16 protein-coding genes are annotated in these 17810 nt (G+C 70.2%); 7 read left to right on the top strand and 9 right to left on the bottom strand.

Features of this window, described 5'->3' with window-relative positions:
• Positions 1–23 precede the first annotated feature (23 nt).
• The 4 genes from ASE14_RS10450 to ASE14_RS10435 form a co-directional block, all read right to left on the bottom strand.
• Positions 24–1865: an HSP90 family protein gene (locus ASE14_RS10450; RefSeq protein ID WP_056654422.1), complete on the bottom strand. Its 1842-nt coding sequence runs from the start codon at positions 1863–1865 to the stop codon at positions 24–26.
• A complete protein-coding gene (locus ASE14_RS10445; protein ID WP_056654419.1) occupies positions 1862–2521 on the bottom strand; it encodes a metal-dependent transcriptional regulator in 660 nt (219 codons plus the stop codon). Before ASE14_RS10445 ends, ASE14_RS10450 begins: the two co-directional genes overlap by 4 nt.
• Before the next feature lie 54 nt (positions 2522–2575).
• Positions 2576–3979 carry an Nramp family divalent metal transporter gene (locus ASE14_RS10440; protein ID WP_082600490.1) on the bottom strand — a complete coding sequence of 468 codons (1404 nt, stop codon included), beginning with the start codon at positions 3977–3979 and terminating at the stop codon, positions 2576–2578.
• A gap of 165 nt (positions 3980–4144) precedes the next feature.
• Complete coding sequence (locus ASE14_RS10435) at positions 4145–6418, bottom strand: AAA family ATPase (RefSeq protein ID WP_082600487.1); 2274 nt, start codon at positions 6416–6418, stop codon at positions 4145–4147.
• Between the two features lie 193 nt (positions 6419–6611).
• On the opposite strand from ASE14_RS10435, the gene ASE14_RS10430 reads away from it, so the two are divergent.
• Genes ASE14_RS10430 through ASE14_RS10420 form a run of 3 tightly spaced genes read left to right on the top strand, consistent with a single transcriptional unit; the run spans position 6612 to position 8710 of the window.
• Positions 6612–7256: a TrmH family RNA methyltransferase gene (locus ASE14_RS10430; protein WP_056654416.1), complete on the top strand. Its 645-nt coding sequence runs from the start codon at positions 6612–6614 to the stop codon at positions 7254–7256.
• A 13-nt stretch (positions 7257–7269) separates the two neighbouring features.
• The gene (locus ASE14_RS10425; RefSeq protein WP_056654413.1) at positions 7270–8286 is read left to right on the top strand and encodes a magnesium and cobalt transport protein CorA; all 1017 of its coding nucleotides are present in this window, start codon (positions 7270–7272) and stop codon (positions 8284–8286) included.
• A gap of 55 nt (positions 8287–8341) precedes the next feature.
• A complete protein-coding gene (locus tag ASE14_RS10420) occupies positions 8342–8710 on the top strand; it encodes a nuclear transport factor 2 family protein (protein ID WP_056654410.1) in 369 nt (122 codons plus the stop codon).
• A gap of 281 nt (positions 8711–8991) precedes the next feature.
• On the opposite strand, the gene ASE14_RS10415 is transcribed toward ASE14_RS10420, so the two are convergent.
• On the bottom strand, positions 8992–9828 hold the full coding sequence (locus ASE14_RS10415; RefSeq protein WP_162257727.1) for an alpha/beta fold hydrolase: 837 nt from the start codon (positions 9826–9828) through the stop codon (positions 8992–8994).
• A 139-nt stretch (positions 9829–9967) separates the two neighbouring features.
• Here ASE14_RS10415 and ASE14_RS20560 point away from each other — a divergent pair, with 139 nt between their 5' ends.
• Entirely contained in the window at positions 9968–10534 is a 567-nt protein-coding gene (locus tag ASE14_RS20560) for a TetR/AcrR family transcriptional regulator (RefSeq protein WP_056654407.1), read from the top strand.
• 29 nt (positions 10535–10563) lie between these two features.
• Here the strand turns inward: ASE14_RS20560 and argG are convergent, their stop codons facing one another.
• Positions 10564–11991: an argininosuccinate synthase gene (gene argG / locus ASE14_RS10405; RefSeq protein WP_056654406.1), complete on the bottom strand. Its 1428-nt coding sequence runs from the start codon at positions 11989–11991 to the stop codon at positions 10564–10566.
• Positions 11992–12063: 72 nt separating this feature from the next.
• Between argG and ASE14_RS10400 the strand changes: the two genes are divergently transcribed.
• Together ASE14_RS10400 and ASE14_RS10395 are read left to right on the top strand one after the other, a co-directional pair.
• On the top strand, positions 12064–12624 hold the full coding sequence (locus ASE14_RS10400) for a DUF3151 family protein (protein ID WP_157372932.1): 561 nt from the start codon (positions 12064–12066) through the stop codon (positions 12622–12624).
• Position 12625: 1 nt separating this feature from the next.
• The gene (locus ASE14_RS10395; RefSeq protein WP_056654402.1) at positions 12626–13912 is read left to right on the top strand and encodes an adenylosuccinate synthase; all 1287 of its coding nucleotides are present in this window, start codon (positions 12626–12628) and stop codon (positions 13910–13912) included.
• Between the two features lie 99 nt (positions 13913–14011).
• On the opposite strand, the gene ASE14_RS10390 is transcribed toward ASE14_RS10395, so the two are convergent.
• Both ASE14_RS10390 and ASE14_RS10385 read right to left on the bottom strand, forming a co-directional pair.
• Positions 14012–15880, bottom strand: coding sequence for an alkyl/aryl-sulfatase (locus tag ASE14_RS10390; protein WP_056654400.1), 1869 nt, complete (start codon positions 15878–15880; stop codon positions 14012–14014).
• Positions 15881–16039: 159 nt separating this feature from the next.
• Positions 16040–16261: an Rv0909 family putative TA system antitoxin gene (locus ASE14_RS10385; protein ID WP_056654398.1), complete on the bottom strand. Its 222-nt coding sequence runs from the start codon at positions 16259–16261 to the stop codon at positions 16040–16042.
• Between the two features lie 144 nt (positions 16262–16405).
• On the opposite strand from ASE14_RS10385, the gene ASE14_RS10380 reads away from it, so the two are divergent.
• Positions 16406–17050 carry a GNAT family N-acetyltransferase gene (locus ASE14_RS10380; protein WP_056654391.1) on the top strand — a complete coding sequence of 215 codons (645 nt, stop codon included), beginning with the start codon at positions 16406–16408 and terminating at the stop codon, positions 17048–17050.
• Between the two features lie 12 nt (positions 17051–17062).
• Here ASE14_RS10380 and ASE14_RS10375 read toward each other — a convergent pair whose 3' ends face one another.
• Complete coding sequence (locus ASE14_RS10375; protein WP_082600485.1) at positions 17063–17803, bottom strand: sulfite exporter TauE/SafE family protein; 741 nt, start codon at positions 17801–17803, stop codon at positions 17063–17065.
• Positions 17804–17810: the final 7 nt, after the last annotated feature.

Genomic DNA, 17810 nt, shown 5'->3' with positions numbered 1-17810 from the left:
GGCTCGGAGCGGGCGTACCCGGCTCAGCGCGCGAGGCTCAGCGCGACGAGGTCGGTGAGCGCATCGGTCAGCATGGCCCGTTCGCTCGCGCGCAGTGGTCGATGGCCGGCGAGCAGCGCCTGCACGTAGAGCAACCGGATGGTGCGGTCGAACACGGCATCGTCGACGTCGCCGGCGAGAGTGCGCACGAGGGCGTTGTCCCAGTTGAGGCAGAGCTTCGCGCCCGCGGCGCCACCGCCGGCGAGGTTCGGCAGGCTCTCGTCGATCCTGCCGAGCACGCCGCTCCAGAGCGGGCCGGTGAGGTCGCGTGCTGCGCCGCGGGTGATCGACCGCAGCACCTCGGCGTCGGCGAGGTAGAGGCTCGCGAGGTCGCCCGGCGCGAAGCGGCGCACGCTCGGTTCGCAACCGACCTCGGCGAGCACGGCGCCGGCGCGGTCCTCGAGCGCGAGCGCGACGGCGCGATCGGCCAGCGGCGGCACGTCCAGCGAGTCGAGTTCGCTCGAGACGGTCACCCGTTCGACCGTGACGCCGTCGAAGAGCAGCGGCAGGCGGCGCAGGATGTCGGCCTCGTGCACGTAGCCGCCGTTGACCACGGCGCGCGACGCCGGCACGATGCCCGCGATCTGCCGGAACTCGTCGACGGTCTCGGTGAACCGCACGTGCGGGTGGGCCCGCACGAGCTCGTCGATGGTCATCACCCCGACCGAGGTCTCCACCGTGAGCCAGCGGGTGATGAAGCCGGCGAGCTCGTCGTCGTGCAGCAGGAGCGACTTCAGCCCGAGGTGGTGGATGCCGACGAATTCGGCGAGGCGGGCGGGGCGCTCCACCGCGAGCCGCATCACCCAGGCGCGGATCGCCGCGCCGAGCTCGCCTCGGGTCGCCTCGAGCGATTCGTCCTCGATGAGGTGCTCGCGCGACGCGGTCGGCCGCAGTCCGTTCGAATCCACGACCGCTCGCGCGAAGAAGGCCCAATCGGGCAGCAGCTCGTCGGCGCGCGGGTCGACGAGCATGCCGCCGAGGTAGACGCGGTTCGCCTGGCGGGCGCCCGGCGTCGGCGGGAACGGCAGCACGTAGGCGGTGCCGTGCGTGTCGGTGGCCGTGGAGTGCACCTCGATGACGTCGAACGGTGTGGCGCCGACGACCTCGCGCCCGAGTTCCGCGATGGCCTCCAGGGCCCCGGTGCGCGCCTCGCCCGTGAGGGCGAACACGGCGGGCCGGCCGACGCTGTCGAAGCGCCCGTCGCCGGTGCCCACGAGGATCGCGATCGGCAGGTACTCGGCGTAGCGGCGTGCGAGCTCCCGAAGGCTCGTCGGCGTGCAGAGTTCCGCCTCGTCGGCGCGCGGGACGAGCGAGACGGTGGTGCCGACGGCGATTCCGGATGCCTCTGCACCTTCGAGCACCCGCACCGTGAACGTGCCGTCGGTGCTGCCGACCCACTCGACGGGCTCGCCGCCGCGTGCGGAGCGGGAGCGCACGACGATGCGGTCGGCGATCATGAAGCAACTGAGCAGGCCGATGCCGAACTGCCCGAGGAACCCGGCACGGGGCAGGTCGAACAGGTCGCGCTTCGAACTGCGGCCGACCGTGGCGAGCAGCTCGCCGACCTCGTCGGCGGTGAGGCCGACGCCGTCGTCCTCGAAGCGGAGCGCCGGCTCGCCGGCCGTCGGCGGGTGGATGCGGACGCCCCACGCGGCATCCCGGCGACCCTCGTGCTCGGTGCGAGCGGTGATGGCGTCGCGCCCGTTCTGGATGAGTTCGCGGAGGAACACGTGCGGGCCGGAGTAGATGTGGCGACTCAGGAGGTCGACCACGCCGCGCAGGTCGACGAGGAACGGGCGCACGTCGGGCGCCTGCCCGCCCGTCACGCGGACAGCCAGATCGCGCTGGCTGCGCCGTTCGGCAGCTCGTGGGTCTCGCCGGCGATCCGCACCCGCGCGTTCGCATCGTCGTCGACGGCTTCGATCTCGAGCACCACTCCCGGGTGCACGCCGGCCGACTGGAGGTCTCGCAGCAGGCCGGGGTCGCGATCGCTGATGCGGATCACCCGTCCGCGATGCCCGTCGGTGGCCTCGTCGGCGCGCACGAACGGCTCGGCGGCGATCGAGCCGTCCGCAGTGGGGATGGCGTCTCCGTGCGGGTCGCGCAGCGGTCGCCCGAGTCGCGCGTCGATGGCCTCGAGCAGGCGGTCGGAGATGGCGTGTTCGAGGATCTCGGCCTCGTCGTGCACCTCGTCCCAGCCGTAGCCCATCTCCTGCACGAGCCACGTCTCGATGAGCCGGTGGCGGCGCACCACGGCCAGCGCACGCACGGCGCCGGCCTCGGTGAGCCGTACCGCGCCGTAGGGCACGTGGGAGACGAGGCCCTGCGCGGCCATCTTCTTCACCATCTCGGTCACCGACGACGGGGCGACGCCGAGTTTTCCGGCGAGCACGGACGGGGTGATGGGGTCGGGCTGCCACTCGGTGTGCGAATACACCGTCTTCAGGTAGTCCTCGATCGCGGGGTTCTTGCTGCTGGGCATCGGCCCCAGACTATCGGGCGCCACACCCGCATCGCCGGGCGCCCCGCCCGGGCGTCAGGCTCCCGTGAACACGAGCCAGAGCAGCACGCCGTTCAGCGTGATCAGGAACACGGATGCCGCGATGCCGGCGGTCGTCGTCGCCCAGTGGTTCTTCCAGCGGCCGAGCACGCCGGCCTTCGCGGTGAGCGCCACGAGCGGCACGAGGGCGAAGGGGATGCCGAACGAGAGCACGACCTGGCTGAGCACGAGCGAGAGGGTCGGGTCGAATCCGAGCCAGAGGATCGTGAGCGCGGGGATGAGCGTCACGAGACGGCGGAAGATCAGCGGCACCCGGATGTGCAGCAGCCCGTGCATGATCTCGGCGCCCGCGTACGCGCCGACCGAGGTCGAGGCGAGGCCCGAGGCGAGCAGGCCGACGGCGAAGAGGGTCGCGATGACCGGCCCGAGTGCGACGCCGAGCGCGGCGTAGGCGCCCTCGAGGCTGTCGGTGCCCTCGACGCCCGCGAGGTTGACGGCGGCGAGCAGCAGGATGCAGAGGTTCACAGTGCCGGCGATCGCCATGGCGATCGAGACGTCCCAGCGGGTCGCGCGCAGCAGCAGCCCGGTCGGCACGTCGGTCGCCGTGCCGGGCAGGAGCGCGGGGGCCTCGGAGCGGCGGCTGATGCCGAAGCCGTGCCACGCGGGCTTCGGCGTCGCCGCTGCGGGGGAGGTCGACAGCGACGCGGCACGGCGCGTGACGAAGCGGTCGCGGCTGAGGGCGGAGTGCGCGTAGATCGCGTGCGGCATGATCGTGGCGCCGAGGATGGACGCGGCGAGCAGCACCGAGTTCGCGTCGGCGAAGCGGGGCACGAGCCCGCCGAGGAGGCCGGCCGGGTCGGGCGGGGCCACGAAGACACCGACGGTGAAGCCGATCGCGATGATGATGAGCAGCCCCATGATGACGAACTCGAAGGTGCGCGGCCCGCGCCGCGACTGCAGCACGAGCAGCCCGATCGAGACGGCGCCGGTGATGAGCCCGCCCCACACGAGCGGCACGCCGAAGAGCAGGTTGAGGGCGACGGCGCCGCCGATCACCTCGGCGAGGTCGGTCGCCATCGCGACGAGCTCGGCCTGCAGCCAGTAGGCGCGACGGCCCCAGCGGTTGCGGATCCGGCCGCCGAGCACCTCGGGCAGGCTCCGGCCGGTCACGATGCCGAGCTTCGCCGAGAGGTACTGGATGAGCCAGGCCATGACGTTGCCGAGCACGACGACCCACACGAGCAGGTAGCCGTACTGCGCCCCGGCGGTCATGTTGCTCGCGACGTTGCCGGGGTCGAGGTAGGCGACGCCAGCGACGAGCGCCGGACCGATCAGCCAGGCCACACGGGGCACGGATGCCGCGCGCCCGCGTCGCTCGTCGGCGGCGCCGTCGGGCGTGGGTCCGTTCGTGGTGGTCTCATCGTCGAGCGTTTTCGGCATACCGAAAACCTATCAATATTTCGGCGCACCGAAAAGTCCTGCGCGCCCGCATTCGTGAGGTTTGCCGTCGTCGCCAGCGAGCCGCAGCTGTCGCACTGCGGTGACGACCGGCGGCTCGAGTCCGGTGATCGGCGGGAGCACACGCTCGTCACCCACCTCAGGGCTTCACATGACGGAGTTCGGCGCCGTTCTCACCGACGCATGCTCTTCGAACGATGCGGGTCTCAGGCCGCCGAGCAGCCCCAGAGCGGTTGCGTTCTCCACGGCCTCCGCCCTGGTCGATGCCGCGAGCTTGCGGAAGATCGAGGACACGTGGCTGCCGATGGTGTTCCTCGAGACGTAGAGCCGCTTCCCGATCTCCGCGAGGGTGAGGTGAGTCTGGAGGTAGGGGAGGACGCGCTGCTCGGCAACCGTGAGTGCCGTCGACGCAGCGTGTCGGCCGAGGCGGTCCTTCTCATCGATGGCGAGTACCGCCGCAGCCACGCGAGCGTCCAACGCCTCACGGCCCGCGCGCGGCGGCAGGATCTCGTTGATCTCGCGTGACAGCATCCGGGCGGCCTCGATATCGCCCATCTGCAGATTCGCGTGGATGAGGAAGAGACGGGTGGGGATGCTGATCAGGGGCACCGCACTTCCGCACCGGCCGCGCTCGGACATCGCCAGCGCGAGGAACTTCTGCCCGGTTGTGCGCCGCCCGGCGTGCAGCGCGGAATAGGCCGCGGCCGCATGCGCATAGGCGCACATGATGTAGCCGTCGATGTTGCCTGTCCGTATCGTGTCGAGTGCTCGCTGCACGTGCGCGTCGGCCGTCGCCCAGTCGTCACCGTCGATGGCGAGCTGCGCGAGTTCGATCTCGCACATGACGATCGTGGCGGGGTTGCCGTGCGCCTCCGCCGTGTGGATGGCCTCCCGCAGGACTTCGCGCGCGCGGGTCTCGTGTCCCGTATGGAGGAGCGTGCTTCCCAGGATCTGGAGCGCGGGATCACGCCACGGACTTTCGACGGCCTCAGCCTGAACACCGAACTCGGCGTCTGCAAGGGCTTCCCGCATTCCGCGTTTCATGGTGATGGCTCGCACCATGGCCTTCGCCGACGAAAGATCGATGCCATCGACCCGTGGGGCGCCGTCCGGCATGCTGTCGAGCAGCGACGCCCACTTCTGCGCGGCGTCGTCGGTGCCGGACAGCAGCGAATACCACGTGACGACCACGACGGCGAACGGGTTGGCGAGGAGGTTCGCGTCGCCGATCTGCTCGATCCACCGCCCGAGGGTCGTCGTTTCGCCTGCGGTATACGTATTGAGCGCAGCGAGCGCCACGAGCGAGGAGGCACTCGCGAAATCACCTCCTGCGATCGAGTGGTTGATCGCCTCCGGGAGCAGGCCATGCTCCTGGCACCAGCCGGATGCCCGCCGGTGCAGGTCGGGAACCGTCGAACCGGCGTCGAGATGGAGTTCGGCCTGCAGGTACTCGCCGAACAACGGGTGAAGTCGATAGGAGCGGCGCTGGGGATCCGCGGTGATGAAGAGCTGACGCGCTTCGAGATCACGGAGGACGCTCGCGGAATCGGAGCGTTCGAGCACCGCATCGCACATCGCGGGAACGAGCGACGTCAGAATGGAGGTGGAGACGAGGAACCGGCGGATGTCGTGGGGCAGCTCGCGCACGCACTCGCGGTAGAGATAGTCGGCGAGCAGATCCTGGCCCCCGATCGATGCCAACGGCCTGCTCCGGGACAGGAGAGCGCACATGTGCAGGCCCGCCGCCCAGCCGCCGCTCTGCTCGACCCAGCTCCCGAGCATCTCGGGGGAGACCTGTGCGCCTGCACCCTCGGCGATCCTGGCAGCCCCGGAGAGATCGATGCGGAGATCTTCCGCCGTGACGTGGGCCGCTGATGCTGCGACGCGTCCGCGGGCGAACGAGGTCGGCCGGTGCCGGCTGGCCAGCACGACCTGGGAGCGCGCCGGCACGCCTGCCAGCACGACGTTGAGCGCGTCGATCGAGTCGAGGGCGCCCAGCACGTGGGTGTCGTCGATGAAGAGCACGAACGGCTGCTCGCACTGGGAGAGGGCGCGCGCGAGCACCGGTGCGATCCGGCCGAGCACACCACGATCGGCGGTCGAGATCTGGTCGTCGAGTGAAGCGGCGACGGGTGTGAAGGGCGAGCAGGCACGGGTCAGGAGACGCATGAGTGCTGCGGGGTCGTCGTCGTCGCTGCTCAGCGTGAGCCAGCCGGTGGCGCGGTCTTCGCGCTGTCGCCACTCGGCGAGGAACGAGGTCTTCCCGTAGCCCGCGGGCGCGGTGACGGTGACCAGCCGGGACGGACCGGACCTGACACTCTCGATGAGGTCCTCGCGGTGCACGAAGCCGCGATCGAAGTCAGGACCTGTGGTCTTGACTTCGAGGATCAGGTCCCTGAGCTCGCGTTCAGCGGTCACCATCTCTTGTCTCCCCATCGACCGAGTTCAGCAGTGAACGCACACCCGAACGCGCTGCGTCGGTTTTCAGATACTACCGATCCGACGAACCGATCCGGGAGAAGGGATCATCCCCGTCAGCCTCACTGGCGAGGAACCGGAGGAGTCGGACCACGATGCGGCCAGGTGCGCACGCATCGGGCCGTACCCTTGCAGGGTGGATGCCGAATCGACTCCAGAGTCCGCTCCGACCCACGGCGTCGGCCCGTGGCCGGGCGGCGAGGCCGAGTGGCCCGACGAACCGCATTTCGACCCCGAGCTGCTCGAGCTGGGCGACACGCGCAACGTCATCGACCGGTACCGGTACTGGCGCATGGACGCGATCGTCGCCGACCTCGACGAGCACCGGCATCCGTTCCACGTGGCCATCGAGAACTGGCAGCACGACATGAACATCGGCTCGATCGTGCGCAGTGCCAACGCGTTCGCCGCCGACACCGTGCACATCATCGGCCGCCGGCGCTGGAACAAGCGGGGCGCGATGGTCACCGACCGCTACCAGCACGTCGTCTACCACCCGGATGTCGCGGCCTTCGCCGAGTGGGCGCACGAGGCATCCGTGCCCGTCATCGCCGTCGACAACGTCGAGGGCGCCGTGCCGATCGAGGCGTTCGCCTGGCCCGAGCGTTGTGTGCTGCTCTTCGGGCAGGAGGGGCCGGGGCTGTCGCCCGAGGCGACGGCCGCCGCCGACGCGATCGTCGAGATCACGCAGTACGGCTCCACCCGCTCTCTCAACGCGAGCGCGGCGGCCGCGATCGCCATGCACTCGTGGGTGCTCTCGCACGCCGTGCCCTCGGCCTGACAGACTTGGGCCGATGACGGTCATCGACAACGCGATCTACCGCGACGGCACGCGCGTCGCGACTCCGGCGACCCTCGACGAGACGTTCGAACTGCGCGCCGAGCACGGCGGCTTCGCGTGGATCGGGCTCTACCGGCCCACCGATGCGGAGCTCGACACGCTGGCCCAGGAGTTCGGCCTGCACACGCTCGCCGTCGAGGACACGCGCAAGGGCCATCAGCGCGCCAAGCTCGAGCGCTACGGCGACACGCTCTTCGTGGTGCTGCGCCCGGCGCGCTATCTCGACGATGTCGAGCAGGTGGAGTTCGGCGAGCTGCACGTGTTCATCGGCCCCGACTTCGCGATCACGATCCGCCACGCGGAGGCGCCGCACCTCTCGCGGGTGCGTCATCGGCTCGAAGCCTTGCCCGAACTGCTCGCGAAGGGGCCGGAGGCGGTGCTCTACGCCGTGCTCGACGAGGTCGTCGACGAATACTCGCCGGTCGACCTTGGGCTCGAGAACGACATCGACGAGATCGAGGAGCAGCTCTTCTCGGGCGACCCCGTGGTCACCCGGCGCATCTACGACCTCGCGAGCGAGGTCATGGAGTTCCAGCGCGCGACCCGGCCGCTCGTCGGCATGTTCGACGCGCTCGAGCGCGGATTCGAGAAGTACGCCGTCGACCTCGAGCTGCAGCGGTACCTGCGCGATGTGAAGGACCACGTGATCCGCATCGTCGAGCGCGGCGACACGTTCCGGCAGCTGCTGCAGAACGCGCTGCAGGTGCACTCCACGCTCGTCGCGCAGCGACAGAACGAGGAGACCAGGACGCTCTCCGAGACCGCGCTCGCGCAGAGCGAGCAGTCGAAGAAGATCTCCAGCTGGGCGGCCATCATCTTCGCGCCCTCGCTCGTGGCGGGCATCTACGGCATGAACTTCACCTACATGCCCGAGCTCGGCCAGGCCTGGGGTTACCCGTTCGCCCTCGTGCTCATGTTCGGGTTCGCCGGCACGCTGTACGTGATCTTCAAGCGCAAGGGCTGGCTCTGAATCTGAAGGTCGCCCGGCTCTTCCCGCGGCATCCGATCGCGGTTACCGTTGGGGCATGACCGAGATCACTGACGATCTGCCCGCCCGACTGATGCACGAGGAACACGCCGGATGGCGGGCGATCGTCGAGGGTCGGGGTGGCGAGCACTACCAGCGTGCGATGACCCGCGACGCCCTCATGATCGTCGACGGCGCCGCATTCGGGCGCGACGAGATCCTCACGGCGATGCGGAGCGCTCCGCCGTGGGACGAGTACCACCTGCACGAACCGGCCGTGATCCGGCTCGGCGAACGCGCCGGCATCCTCGTCTACCGCGCAGAGGCCCGCCGCGGCGGCGACACCGTGAACCTGCGCATGTCGACGACCTACCTCATCGAGGGCGGCGCGTGGCGGGTGGCTGCGCACCAGCAGACCGCCGCCTGACCGGCGGTTTCCCGCCGGACGCACAGCGGCGGGCGCCGCGTCCCCCGGTTTGGGGTACGCCGTCCGCGCGGCATCGGCCTACCCTTCAGGTGTGCGCGATGCGCTTCACGTCGAGAAGCGTGCACCGGGTTGAGATCTCAGCCCGGTTCGGCGGTCGATCAGCAGGGGGAAGCGATCGACGCGCTCGGGTGGGCCGCCCGGGGGGACGGCTCGCCCGAGTGATCTCCCGAACGTGCACGACTCCGCGACGTACGCGGTGCCTCGCGATTCTGCGCGTCGCCTCACACGGGCGCCGTGGCATCCGCCGTGCTCCAGAACGAGCGCAGGCGTGCGGAGAGGGGTTCGCGCACCTGCATCGGCAGCGAGTGCGTCGTGTCGGGCCAGATCTCGACGGCGGCATTCGGCAGGCGCGCTTCGGCGCGGGTCGCCGCAGGCGTGCCGCCGGCGAGCGAGTGACTTCCGGCGATCGCGACGTACGCCGGCATGCGCAGCATCTGCATCTGGGCGGTGGTGAGGGGCCGCGGCGTCGGGAGCCTGCTGACGAATGTCTCGGATGCGACGGCGATGAGCGTGCCCGTCGGCCCGGCAGTTCTGACCTCTTCAGGCGACACTCCGCCGATCGACGCGAGTGCGTGCTCGCGCCAACGCTGCGGCACCGGCAGGGTCGCCAGCGCCGCCCAGCCGAACAGCGACGGCGGCGGCCACCCGAACGTGAACACCGGTTCGAGCAGCGTGAGCGACGCGAGCCGCTGCGGATGCCGCACCGCGTGGTTCGCCGCGGTCGCGCCGCCGAACGAGTGCCCGACCGTGTGCACCAGGTCGTGGCCGAGTGCGGTGATCGCCTCGTCGAGCCAGAGCGCCTGGTCCGCCGGCGTGCGGATCGGGACGCGTTGCACCGAAAGGCCGGCGTCCCCGAGCGCGTCGAACGCGATGATCGTCCGTCCGGTCTCGCGGAAGCCGGGAAGGTTCTCAGCCCACATCGGCGCGCCGGCGGTCTTGCCCGGCAGGAGCACGAGCGGCGGCGCAGTGGTGTCGTCGCCGTGCCAGGTGTATGAGCGGACGCATCCGAACGAGGTCGGCACATCGGCGACGCGGTCGGGCGTCTCGAGCTCAGCCATCGCAGCTTCGTAGGCGGCGATGAACCGCGCCCGGCCATGTTCGGTGCGGAACGTTCCGAGTCGCACGGTGCCTCCAGTTTGCAATACGATCGTATTGTTCAGAGTAGCAAGACGCGCACCGAGACGGAAGAAGGCCCGGGTGGACCGACGCATCGACATCATCCACGGCGTCTGGCACTGCATCCTGCAGCGGGGAATCGCCGGTGTCTCGTTCCGCGCCGTCGCAGAGGCTGCCGGAGTCTCGGTCGGCCTCGTGCAGCACTACCACCCCACCAAGGAGGACCTCGTCCGCGCGAGCGCGGCGGCGATGATCGAGGGCTCCGCCACCGCGTTTAGTGCCGCCGACCTGTCACCGCTGGAGGCGATCCGCCATCTCGTCTCCCACGCCATCCCGACCTCTGTACCGGCACGCGACGCCGTGGTCGTCTGGCACGGTTACCTCGCGGCATCCGTCGGCGACGACGAACTCGCCGCGCTGCTGCGAGCGGCCAAGGCCGGGCAGGAGCGCGAGTTGGCGCAGAACCTCTCGGCCGTCGTGCCGTCGACCAGGCTCGACTTCATCGCCCGCAGCCTCATCGCGTTGGCCGACGGGCTCTCGGCCCGTGTCATCACCGGTGAGCTGAGTGGAACGGATGCCGTCGACACGGCCGAGGCCGCGATCGAAGAGTTCATCGGCATGACGACGGAGCGGCCACCCTCGATGTGAGGGCGGCCGCTTCGTCGAATGCCGGGCTGTCAGTCGGTGCCGAGATCGAACGCCGAAGCCTCGTTCGCGGCATCCGTCGCGGCCTCGAGCTCGGACTCGGCCGGACCCGCGAGGATCTGCGCCGCATCGCCGACCGAGAGGTCTCCGACGAGGGCGGCGGTCGCGCCGCCCACCAGGTCGAGGTGCGCGTACTGCTCGAGTCGCGCGCGCGAGTCGGCGATGTCGAGGTTGCGCATCGTGAGCTGGCCGATGCGGTCTTCGGGGCCGAACGCCTGGTCGCCGACGCGCTCCATCGAGAGCTTCTCGGCCTGGTAGCTGAGCGCGGGACCCGTCGTGTTCATGATCGTGTAGTCGTCGCCGCGGCGGAGTCGAAGCGTCACCTCGCCCGTGACGGCCGACGCGACCCAGCGCACGATCGACTCGCGGAGCATGAGCGACTGCGGGTCGAGCCAGCGGCCCTCGTACATGAGGCGCCCGAGGCGGCGGCCCTCGTTGTGGTAGTTCGCGATCGTGTCCTCGTTGTGGATCGCGTTGAGCAGGCGCTCGTAGGCGATGTGCAGCAGGGCCATGCCCGGGGCCTCGTAGATGCCGCGCGACTTCGCCTCGATGATGCGGTTCTCGATCTGGTCGCTCATGCCGAGTCCGTGGCGGCCGCCGATGGCGTTCGCCTCGAGCACGAGGTCGACGGCATCGTCGAACACGACGCCGTTGAGGGCGACCGGGCGGCCCCGCTCGAAGCGGACCGTGATGTCTTCCGTGGCGATCTCGACCGACTCGTCCCAGAACTTCACGCCCATGATCGGCTCGACGGTCGTGATGCCGGCGTCGAGCTCCTCGAGCACCTTCGCCTCGTGCGTCGCGCCCCAGATGTTCGCGTCGGTCGAGTACGCCTTCTCGGCGGAGGCGCGGTAGGGGAGGTCGCGCTGCTGCAGCCACTCGCTCATCTCGGCGCGGCCACCGAGCTCGGTGACGAAGTCGGCGTCGAGCCACGGCTTGTAGATGCGCAGGCGCGGGTTGGCCATGAGCCCGTAGCGGTAGAACCGCTCGATGTCGTTGCCCTTGTACGTCGAGCCGTCGCCCCAGATGTCGACGCCGTCCTCGAGCATCGCGCGCACGAGCAGCGTGCCGGTGACCGCACGGCCGAGAGGTGTCGTGTTGAAGTAGGCCTTGCCGCCGGAGCGGATGTGGAAGGCGCCGCACTGCAGCGCGACGAGTCCCTCTTCGACGAGCGCGGCGCGGCAGTCGACGAGGCGCGAGATCTCGGCGCCGTACTCGATGGCGCGGCCGGGAACGGCCTCGACGTCGGGCTCGTCGGGCTGACCGAGGTCGGCCGTGTACGTGCAGGGCACTGCACCCTTCTCGCGCATCCACGCAACCGCGACGGAGGTGTCGAGGCCGCCGGAGAAGGCGATGCCGACGCGTTCGCCGACGGGCAGGCTGGAGAGGACTTTCGACATGCCCTCCAGCCTACTTGTGACGGGCACCTCGGGCCTCCTCGGGCTCCGAGGGCCCCCGCGATAAGGTGGAGTGTGACTGCAGACCAATCAGCACCTGAGCCGGAGGCGTCACTCGCCGACGAACCCGAGGTGCGGCAGGCGCTCGCCGAAGGCGACCGCGCGTCCGTCGCAGCGGTCGTGGCGGGGCATCCGTCGTCGCCGCTCGCCTGGACCGAACTCGCCGACCTCGCCGACTCCGAAGGCCGAGCCATCGAGTCCTTCGCCTTCGCCTCCGTCGCCGCCGACCTCGCCCGCGAGCAGCTCGTCGCCGGCGGCTGGCAGTCGGGCGACCCCGTCTCGTGGTCCGACGAGCCCAACCGCGCCTACCTGCGCGCCCTCGACACCCAGCGACGCGCCGCCGAGGCCCTCGGCCTCGACGATCGGGCCGGCCGCCTCGCCGACGAACTCGCGATCGCCGACCCCGAGGCGCCCGCGCGCATCGCGTCGGAGTTCACCCCGACCCAACTGATCACGATCGTCAGCGCCCACGACAGCGGCACCGACGAGACCTTCGACCACGCGACATCCGTCGCCACGCACACCGGCGACCCAGTCGCCGAACCCGCCGCGCCCGACGCGGCAGGAGAGGACTGACATGCCCGCAGCCGTACTGATCGGTGCACAGTGGGGCGACGAGGGCAAGGGCAAGGCGACCGACCTGCTCGGCTCGCGCCTCGACTACGTCGTCAAGTTCAACGGCGGCAACAACGCCGGGCACACCGTCGTCATCGGCGATGAGAAGTACGCCCTGCACCTGCTGCCGTCGGGCATCCTGACGCCGGGGGTCACGCCGGTCATCGGCAACGGCGTGGTCGTCGACGTCGAGGTGCTCTTCGAGGAGCTCGAGGGCCTCGAGGCGCGCGGCGTCGACGTCTCGAAGCTGCGCATCTCGGCCAACGCCCACCTCATCACCCAGTACCACCGCACCCTCGACAAGGTGACGGAGCGATTCCTCGGCAAGCGGCAGATCGGCACGACCGGTCGCGGCATCGGCCCCGCCTACGCCGACAAGATCAACCGCGTCGGCATCCGCATGCAGGACCTGTTCGACGAGAACATCCTGCGGCAGAAGGTCGAGGGCGCCCTCGACCAGAAGAACCACCTGCTCGTGAAGATCTACAACCGACGCGCCATCGGCGTCGACGAGGTCGTCGACGAGCTGCTCGGCTACGTCGAGCGGCTCCGACCGATGGTCACCGACACCGCGCTGCTGCTGCACCGCGCCCTCGACGCGGGCGAGACGGTGCTCTTCGAGGGCGGCCAGGCCACGATGCTCGACGTCGATCACGGCACCTACCCCTTCGTCACCTCGTCGAACGCGACGAGCGGCGGCGCGGTCACGGGCTCCGGCATCGCGCCGAACCGGATCGACCGGGTCATCGCGGTGATCAAGGCGTACACGACCCGCGTCGGCGCCGGGCCCTTCCCGACCGAGCTCTTCGACGAGTGGGGCGACTTCCTCACCGAGCAGGGCCACGAATTCGGCACCACGACGGGGCGCAAGCGCCGCACCGGCTGGTACGACGCTCCGATCGCCCGGTACTCGGCGCGCATCAACGGCGTCACCGACTTCGTGCTCACGAAGCTCGACGTGCTCACCGGCATCGAGCGCATCCCCGTCGCCGTCGCCTACGACGTCGACGGCGAACGCTTCGACGAGGTGCCCGTCTCGCAGTCCGACTTCCACCACGCGAAGCCGATCTACGAGGAGTTCCCCGGCTGGACCGAAGACATCTCGGGTGCCCGAGAGTTCTCCGACCTGCCCGCGAACGCCCAGGCGTACGTGCGCGAACTCGAGGCGATGAGCGGCTCCCGCATCTCGGCGATCGGCGTCGGCCCCGGCCGCGAAGAGATCGTCACGCTGCACGACCTGCTCGGCTGACCGCCCGCCCGCCCGCCCGCGAGCCGGGCTCCGGCGCGGCCGACGGCGAAGGGGGCGGATGTCCGTGACATCCGCCCCCCTTCGTGTCGTCGCCGTCGGCTACGGCGTGACGATGTCGAACGCGTCGTCGCCGGGGTCGATGACGCCGAGGAGCCGGTCGAGCACGGATGCGTCGCCGTCGGTCTCAACGCCGGCAGAGGTCGAGTCACCGCCGAGCAGGGCGAGCAGCCGGCCCTTCGTGAGCCGGAGCGTGAGCGCGACGTCGCCCGCGCCGTCCTCGAGGTAGATCAGCACGCCGTTGCGCAGTGTCACCCGGAATCGCCGGTCGAGGTCGGTCAGCTCGATCGCGAACGACAGGTCGAGGTCCCAGGCCTTCGGGCCGTCGACCTTGATCGCGATGGCGTCGAGCAGCTGCTCAGGACTGAGCTGGGCGAGCATCGACGGCGCCGAGGTCTTCGTCGGCGTGCCGAAGTTGCCGACGCGCAGCTCGGTCGCACCCGAGAGGAAGAAGTTGCGCCAGGTGCCGTTCTCCGAGCCGTAGGCGAGCTGCTCGAGCGTGTCGGCATAGAGGGCACGTGCGGCCTCGTGGTGCTCGTCGACGAAGACCGCGTGGTCGAGCAGGGTCGCCGCCCAACGGTAGTCGCCGCCGTCGAATGCGGCCTGCGCGAGCTCGACCACGCGGTCGATGCCGCCGATCGCGTCGACGTACCGGGTCGCGATCGCTGCCGGCGGGTGCGGCCAGAGCCGGGCCGGGTTGCCGTCGAACCAGCCGAGGTAGCGCTGCACGATCGCCTTGACGTTGTGGCTGACCGAGCCGTAGTAGCCGCGCGTGCTCCAGGCCTGTTCGAGCGCGGGCGGCATCTCGAACATCTCCGCTGCCTCGGCGGCGGTGTACCCGCGGTTGACGAGACGCAGGGTCTGGTCGTGCAGGTAGGCGTAGAGGTCGCGCTGCACCGACAGGAACCCGACGATGTTCTCGCGGCCCCAGGTCGGCCAGTGGTGCGAGGCGAAGACGGCGTCGGTGCGGTCGGCGAACCGGGTGATCGCCTCGGTCAGGTACTGCGACCACACGTGCGGGTCGCGCACCACGGCACCCCGCAGCGTCAGCAGGTTGTGCAGGTTGTGGGTGGCGTTCTCGGCCATGCAGAGTGCCCGGTACCGCGGGAAGTAGAAGTGCATCTCCGACGGCGCTTCGGTGCCGGGCGCCATCTGGAACTCGATCTCGATGCCGTCGACGGTGTGCGTCTCGCCGGTCGTGGTGATCTCGAGCGTCGGCACGATCATGCCGATGACACCGGTCGACGTGGTCTGGCCGAGGCCCGCGCCCACGGCGCCCTGCGGCCCGCGCTCGAGTGCGGCGCCGTACATGTAGCCGGCGCGCCTCGCCATCGCCGTTCCGGCGTAGACGTTCTCGGCGACCGCGTGCTCGACGAAGCCCTCTGGAGCGATGATCTGCACCATGCCGGCGTCGACCTCGGCCTGCGTCGTCACGCCGAAGATCCCGCCGAAGTGGTCGACGTGCGAGTGGGTGTGGATGACGGCGACGACCTTGCGATCGCCGCGGTTCGCGCGGTACAGCGCGAGCGCGGCGGCGGCGGTCTCGGTCGAGATGAGCGGGTCGAGCACGATGACGCCCGTGTCGCCCTCGACGATCGTCATGTTCGAGAGGTCGAGCCCGCGCACCTGGTAGATGCCCTCGACGACCTCGTAGAGTCCCTGCCTCGCGACGAGCTGCGATTGCCGCCACAGGCTCGGATGCACCGTGGACGGCGCCTCGCCCTCGAGGAAGGCGTAACTGTCGTTGTCCCACACGATCTCACCGGCATCGTTCCGCACCACACCGGGCTCGAGCGCGGCGATGAAGCCGCGGTCGGCGTCGTCGAAGTCCCGCGCGTCGTCGAACGGCAGCTGTGCGAGCGCCGCGGCCTGCTGGGCCCGAATGGTGTCCGAAGCCGGCTTGTGATCCATGGATGAATCCCCCTTCATCGGCGAAGATCGTCTCCCGCCATCGTGGCAACGCGACCAGCTGCACGCAAGGGCGGTGCGGATGCGTCGGCGGGCCGAGGTGCGCACCGACGACGAAGGGGGCGGATGCCAGTGACATCCGCCCCCTTCGTTCCGTGACGACTACTTCTCGGTGCCGATGGCCCCGTCGACGTGCCCGCGGACACCATCGACCTTGTCGTGGTGCTCCTCGGGCACAACCTTCTTCGCGGCCTCCGTGACGCCGTCGAGCAGCTTGTCGCTGATGTCCTCGGCCTGCTCGCTGTTGAGCGCGTCGGAGATCTTGTCCTTGTTGTCTTCGATGAAGTCTTGCGCCTTCTTCGTGATGTCGTCCAGAGAACTCATGGCCCCCACCTTTCCTTCGACGTTGGTCCTGCTCCCGTCATCGTAGGGGCGCGGCCCGTCGAGGGGAAGGTCTGCGGCACGGGACGACCCATCCCGTCGCCGACCGGTCACGTGCGCGTCACCGGCGCATGGCACACTCGAACAGTGACCGCGACGCGCCCTGCCACCGACGAACTCGTCGGCCGATTCATCCGCCTGCGCCCGTTCGACACCGCCGACATCCCCGAGCTGTACCGGGCACTCTGCAGGCCCGAGGTGTTCGCCGGCGGGTACGGCGGCGGGCCGGCGGGGTTGCCCGCCGATGCCGATGCCTACGACGCGTTCGCGCGCTCGTACTACTCGGGCGGCGAGGCGGTGCTGCCATGGACCGTGCGGGTGAGCGGCGGCCCCGATGACGGTCGCGTCGTGGGCGCGACCAAGCTCGGCGACCTCGACCTGCCGAACGAGTCGGCGCACATCGGGTGGACCGCCTACGATCCCGGAGTCTGGGGTTCGGCGGTCAACCCCGAGGTGAAACTGCTGCTGCTCGACCTCGCGTTCCGCAACGGCTTCGGCCGCGTGAAGATCCAGGCTGACGCGATCAACGCGCGGTCTCGCGCCGCCATCGAGAAGCTCGGGGCCAAGCTCGACGGCATCATGCGACGCGACAAGCCCCGAGCCGACGGAAGCTGGCGCGACAGCGCCGTGTACTCGGTCATCATCGACGAGTGGCCGGCCGTGCGGGCCGGCCTCGAAGGGCGGCTCGCCGCGTTCGGCGACCGGCCCGTCGAGGTGGACGTCAGGCGCTAGCCACGAGTCCGGCTAGCCCCAGAGCTTCAGCGCGCCGTCGACGATCGCGGCCGCGCCGCCGGCGTATGCGATCACGATCACGGCGAGGCGTGCGGCGTGGTGCGGGATGCGCTGGTGCAGCAGCTCACCGAGCCCGAGGCCGACGAGCAGCGCCCCGATGACGAACGGCCACGCGCCCGGCTCGAGCTCGGGCAGTGCCCATCCGGTGGCGCCGAGCTTGCCGACGAGCGATGCCACGCCGATGACCACGAAGTAGGGCTGGGCGGTGGCGGCGAAGCCGGCCTGCGGCCACCGGGTCGCGACGGCGTAGACGCTGAGCGCCGGGCCGCCCACGCCGGCCGAGGCGTTCATGAATCCGGATGCCGCGCCGGCCATGATCGCCGGAGTGCGACCCGTCGCGACGTGGTCGGTGCGGGTCACGATGAGCGACACCGTGAGCGCCACGACGACGAGCACGCCGACGCCGAGCTGGAGCACGGGCCCCGGCAGGCGTGCCGCGACGAGCGCTCCGGCGACGGTGCCGACCAGGGCGGGCACCACGAGCCATCCGAATCGCCGCCACTCGATGTGCCGCCAGACCCGCGGCAGGATGAGGAGCGAGGAGAGCACGGCGCAGAGGTTCACGAGCACGACGCCGTCGAACGGGCCGAGCAGGATCACGAGCGCCGGTGCGGCGATGAGGGCGAAGCCCATGCCGGTGACGCGCTGTGCCAGTGCGCCGACGAGCACGGAGACGGCGACGGGCAGGAGCACCGGGCGA

The sequence above is a fragment of the Agromyces sp. Root81 genome (assembly GCF_001429165.1).
Taxonomy (GTDB): domain Bacteria; phylum Actinomycetota; class Actinomycetes; order Actinomycetales; family Microbacteriaceae; genus Agromyces.
Note: the sequence above shows the minus strand (reverse complement) of the source record. Positions and strands in the feature narration are given on the sequence as shown.

Bases quoted from the DNA above. Each gene is read 5' to 3' on its own strand.
- ASE14_RS10415 (WP_162257727.1), bottom strand. From the start codon at position 9,828: ATGGCTGAGCTCGAGACGCCCGACCGCGTCGCCGATGTGCCGACCTCG.
- ASE14_RS10420 (WP_056654410.1), top strand. From the start codon at position 8,342: ATGACCGAGATCACTGACGATCTGCCCGCCCGACTGATGCACGAGGAA.
- ASE14_RS10425 (WP_056654413.1), top strand. From the start codon at position 7,270: ATGACGGTCATCGACAACGCGATCTACCGCGACGGCACGCGCGTCGCG.
- ASE14_RS10395 (WP_056654402.1), top strand. From the start codon at position 12,626: ATGCCCGCAGCCGTACTGATCGGTGCACAGTGGGGCGACGAGGGCAAG.
- ASE14_RS10445 (WP_056654419.1), bottom strand. From the start codon at position 2,521: ATGCCCAGCAGCAAGAACCCCGCGATCGAGGACTACCTGAAGACGGTG.
- ASE14_RS10385 (WP_056654398.1), bottom strand. From the start codon at position 16,261: ATGAGTTCTCTGGACGACATCACGAAGAAGGCGCAAGACTTCATCGAA.
- ASE14_RS10435 (WP_082600487.1), bottom strand. From the start codon at position 6,418: ATGGTGACCGCTGAACGCGAGCTCAGGGACCTGATCCTCGAAGTCAAG.
- ASE14_RS10390 (WP_056654400.1), bottom strand. From the start codon at position 15,880: ATGGATCACAAGCCGGCTTCGGACACCATTCGGGCCCAGCAGGCCGCG.
- ASE14_RS10440 (WP_082600490.1), bottom strand. From the start codon at position 3,979: ATGCCGAAAACGCTCGACGATGAGACCACCACGAACGGACCCACGCCC.
- argG (WP_056654406.1), bottom strand. From the start codon at position 11,991: ATGTCGAAAGTCCTCTCCAGCCTGCCCGTCGGCGAACGCGTCGGCATC.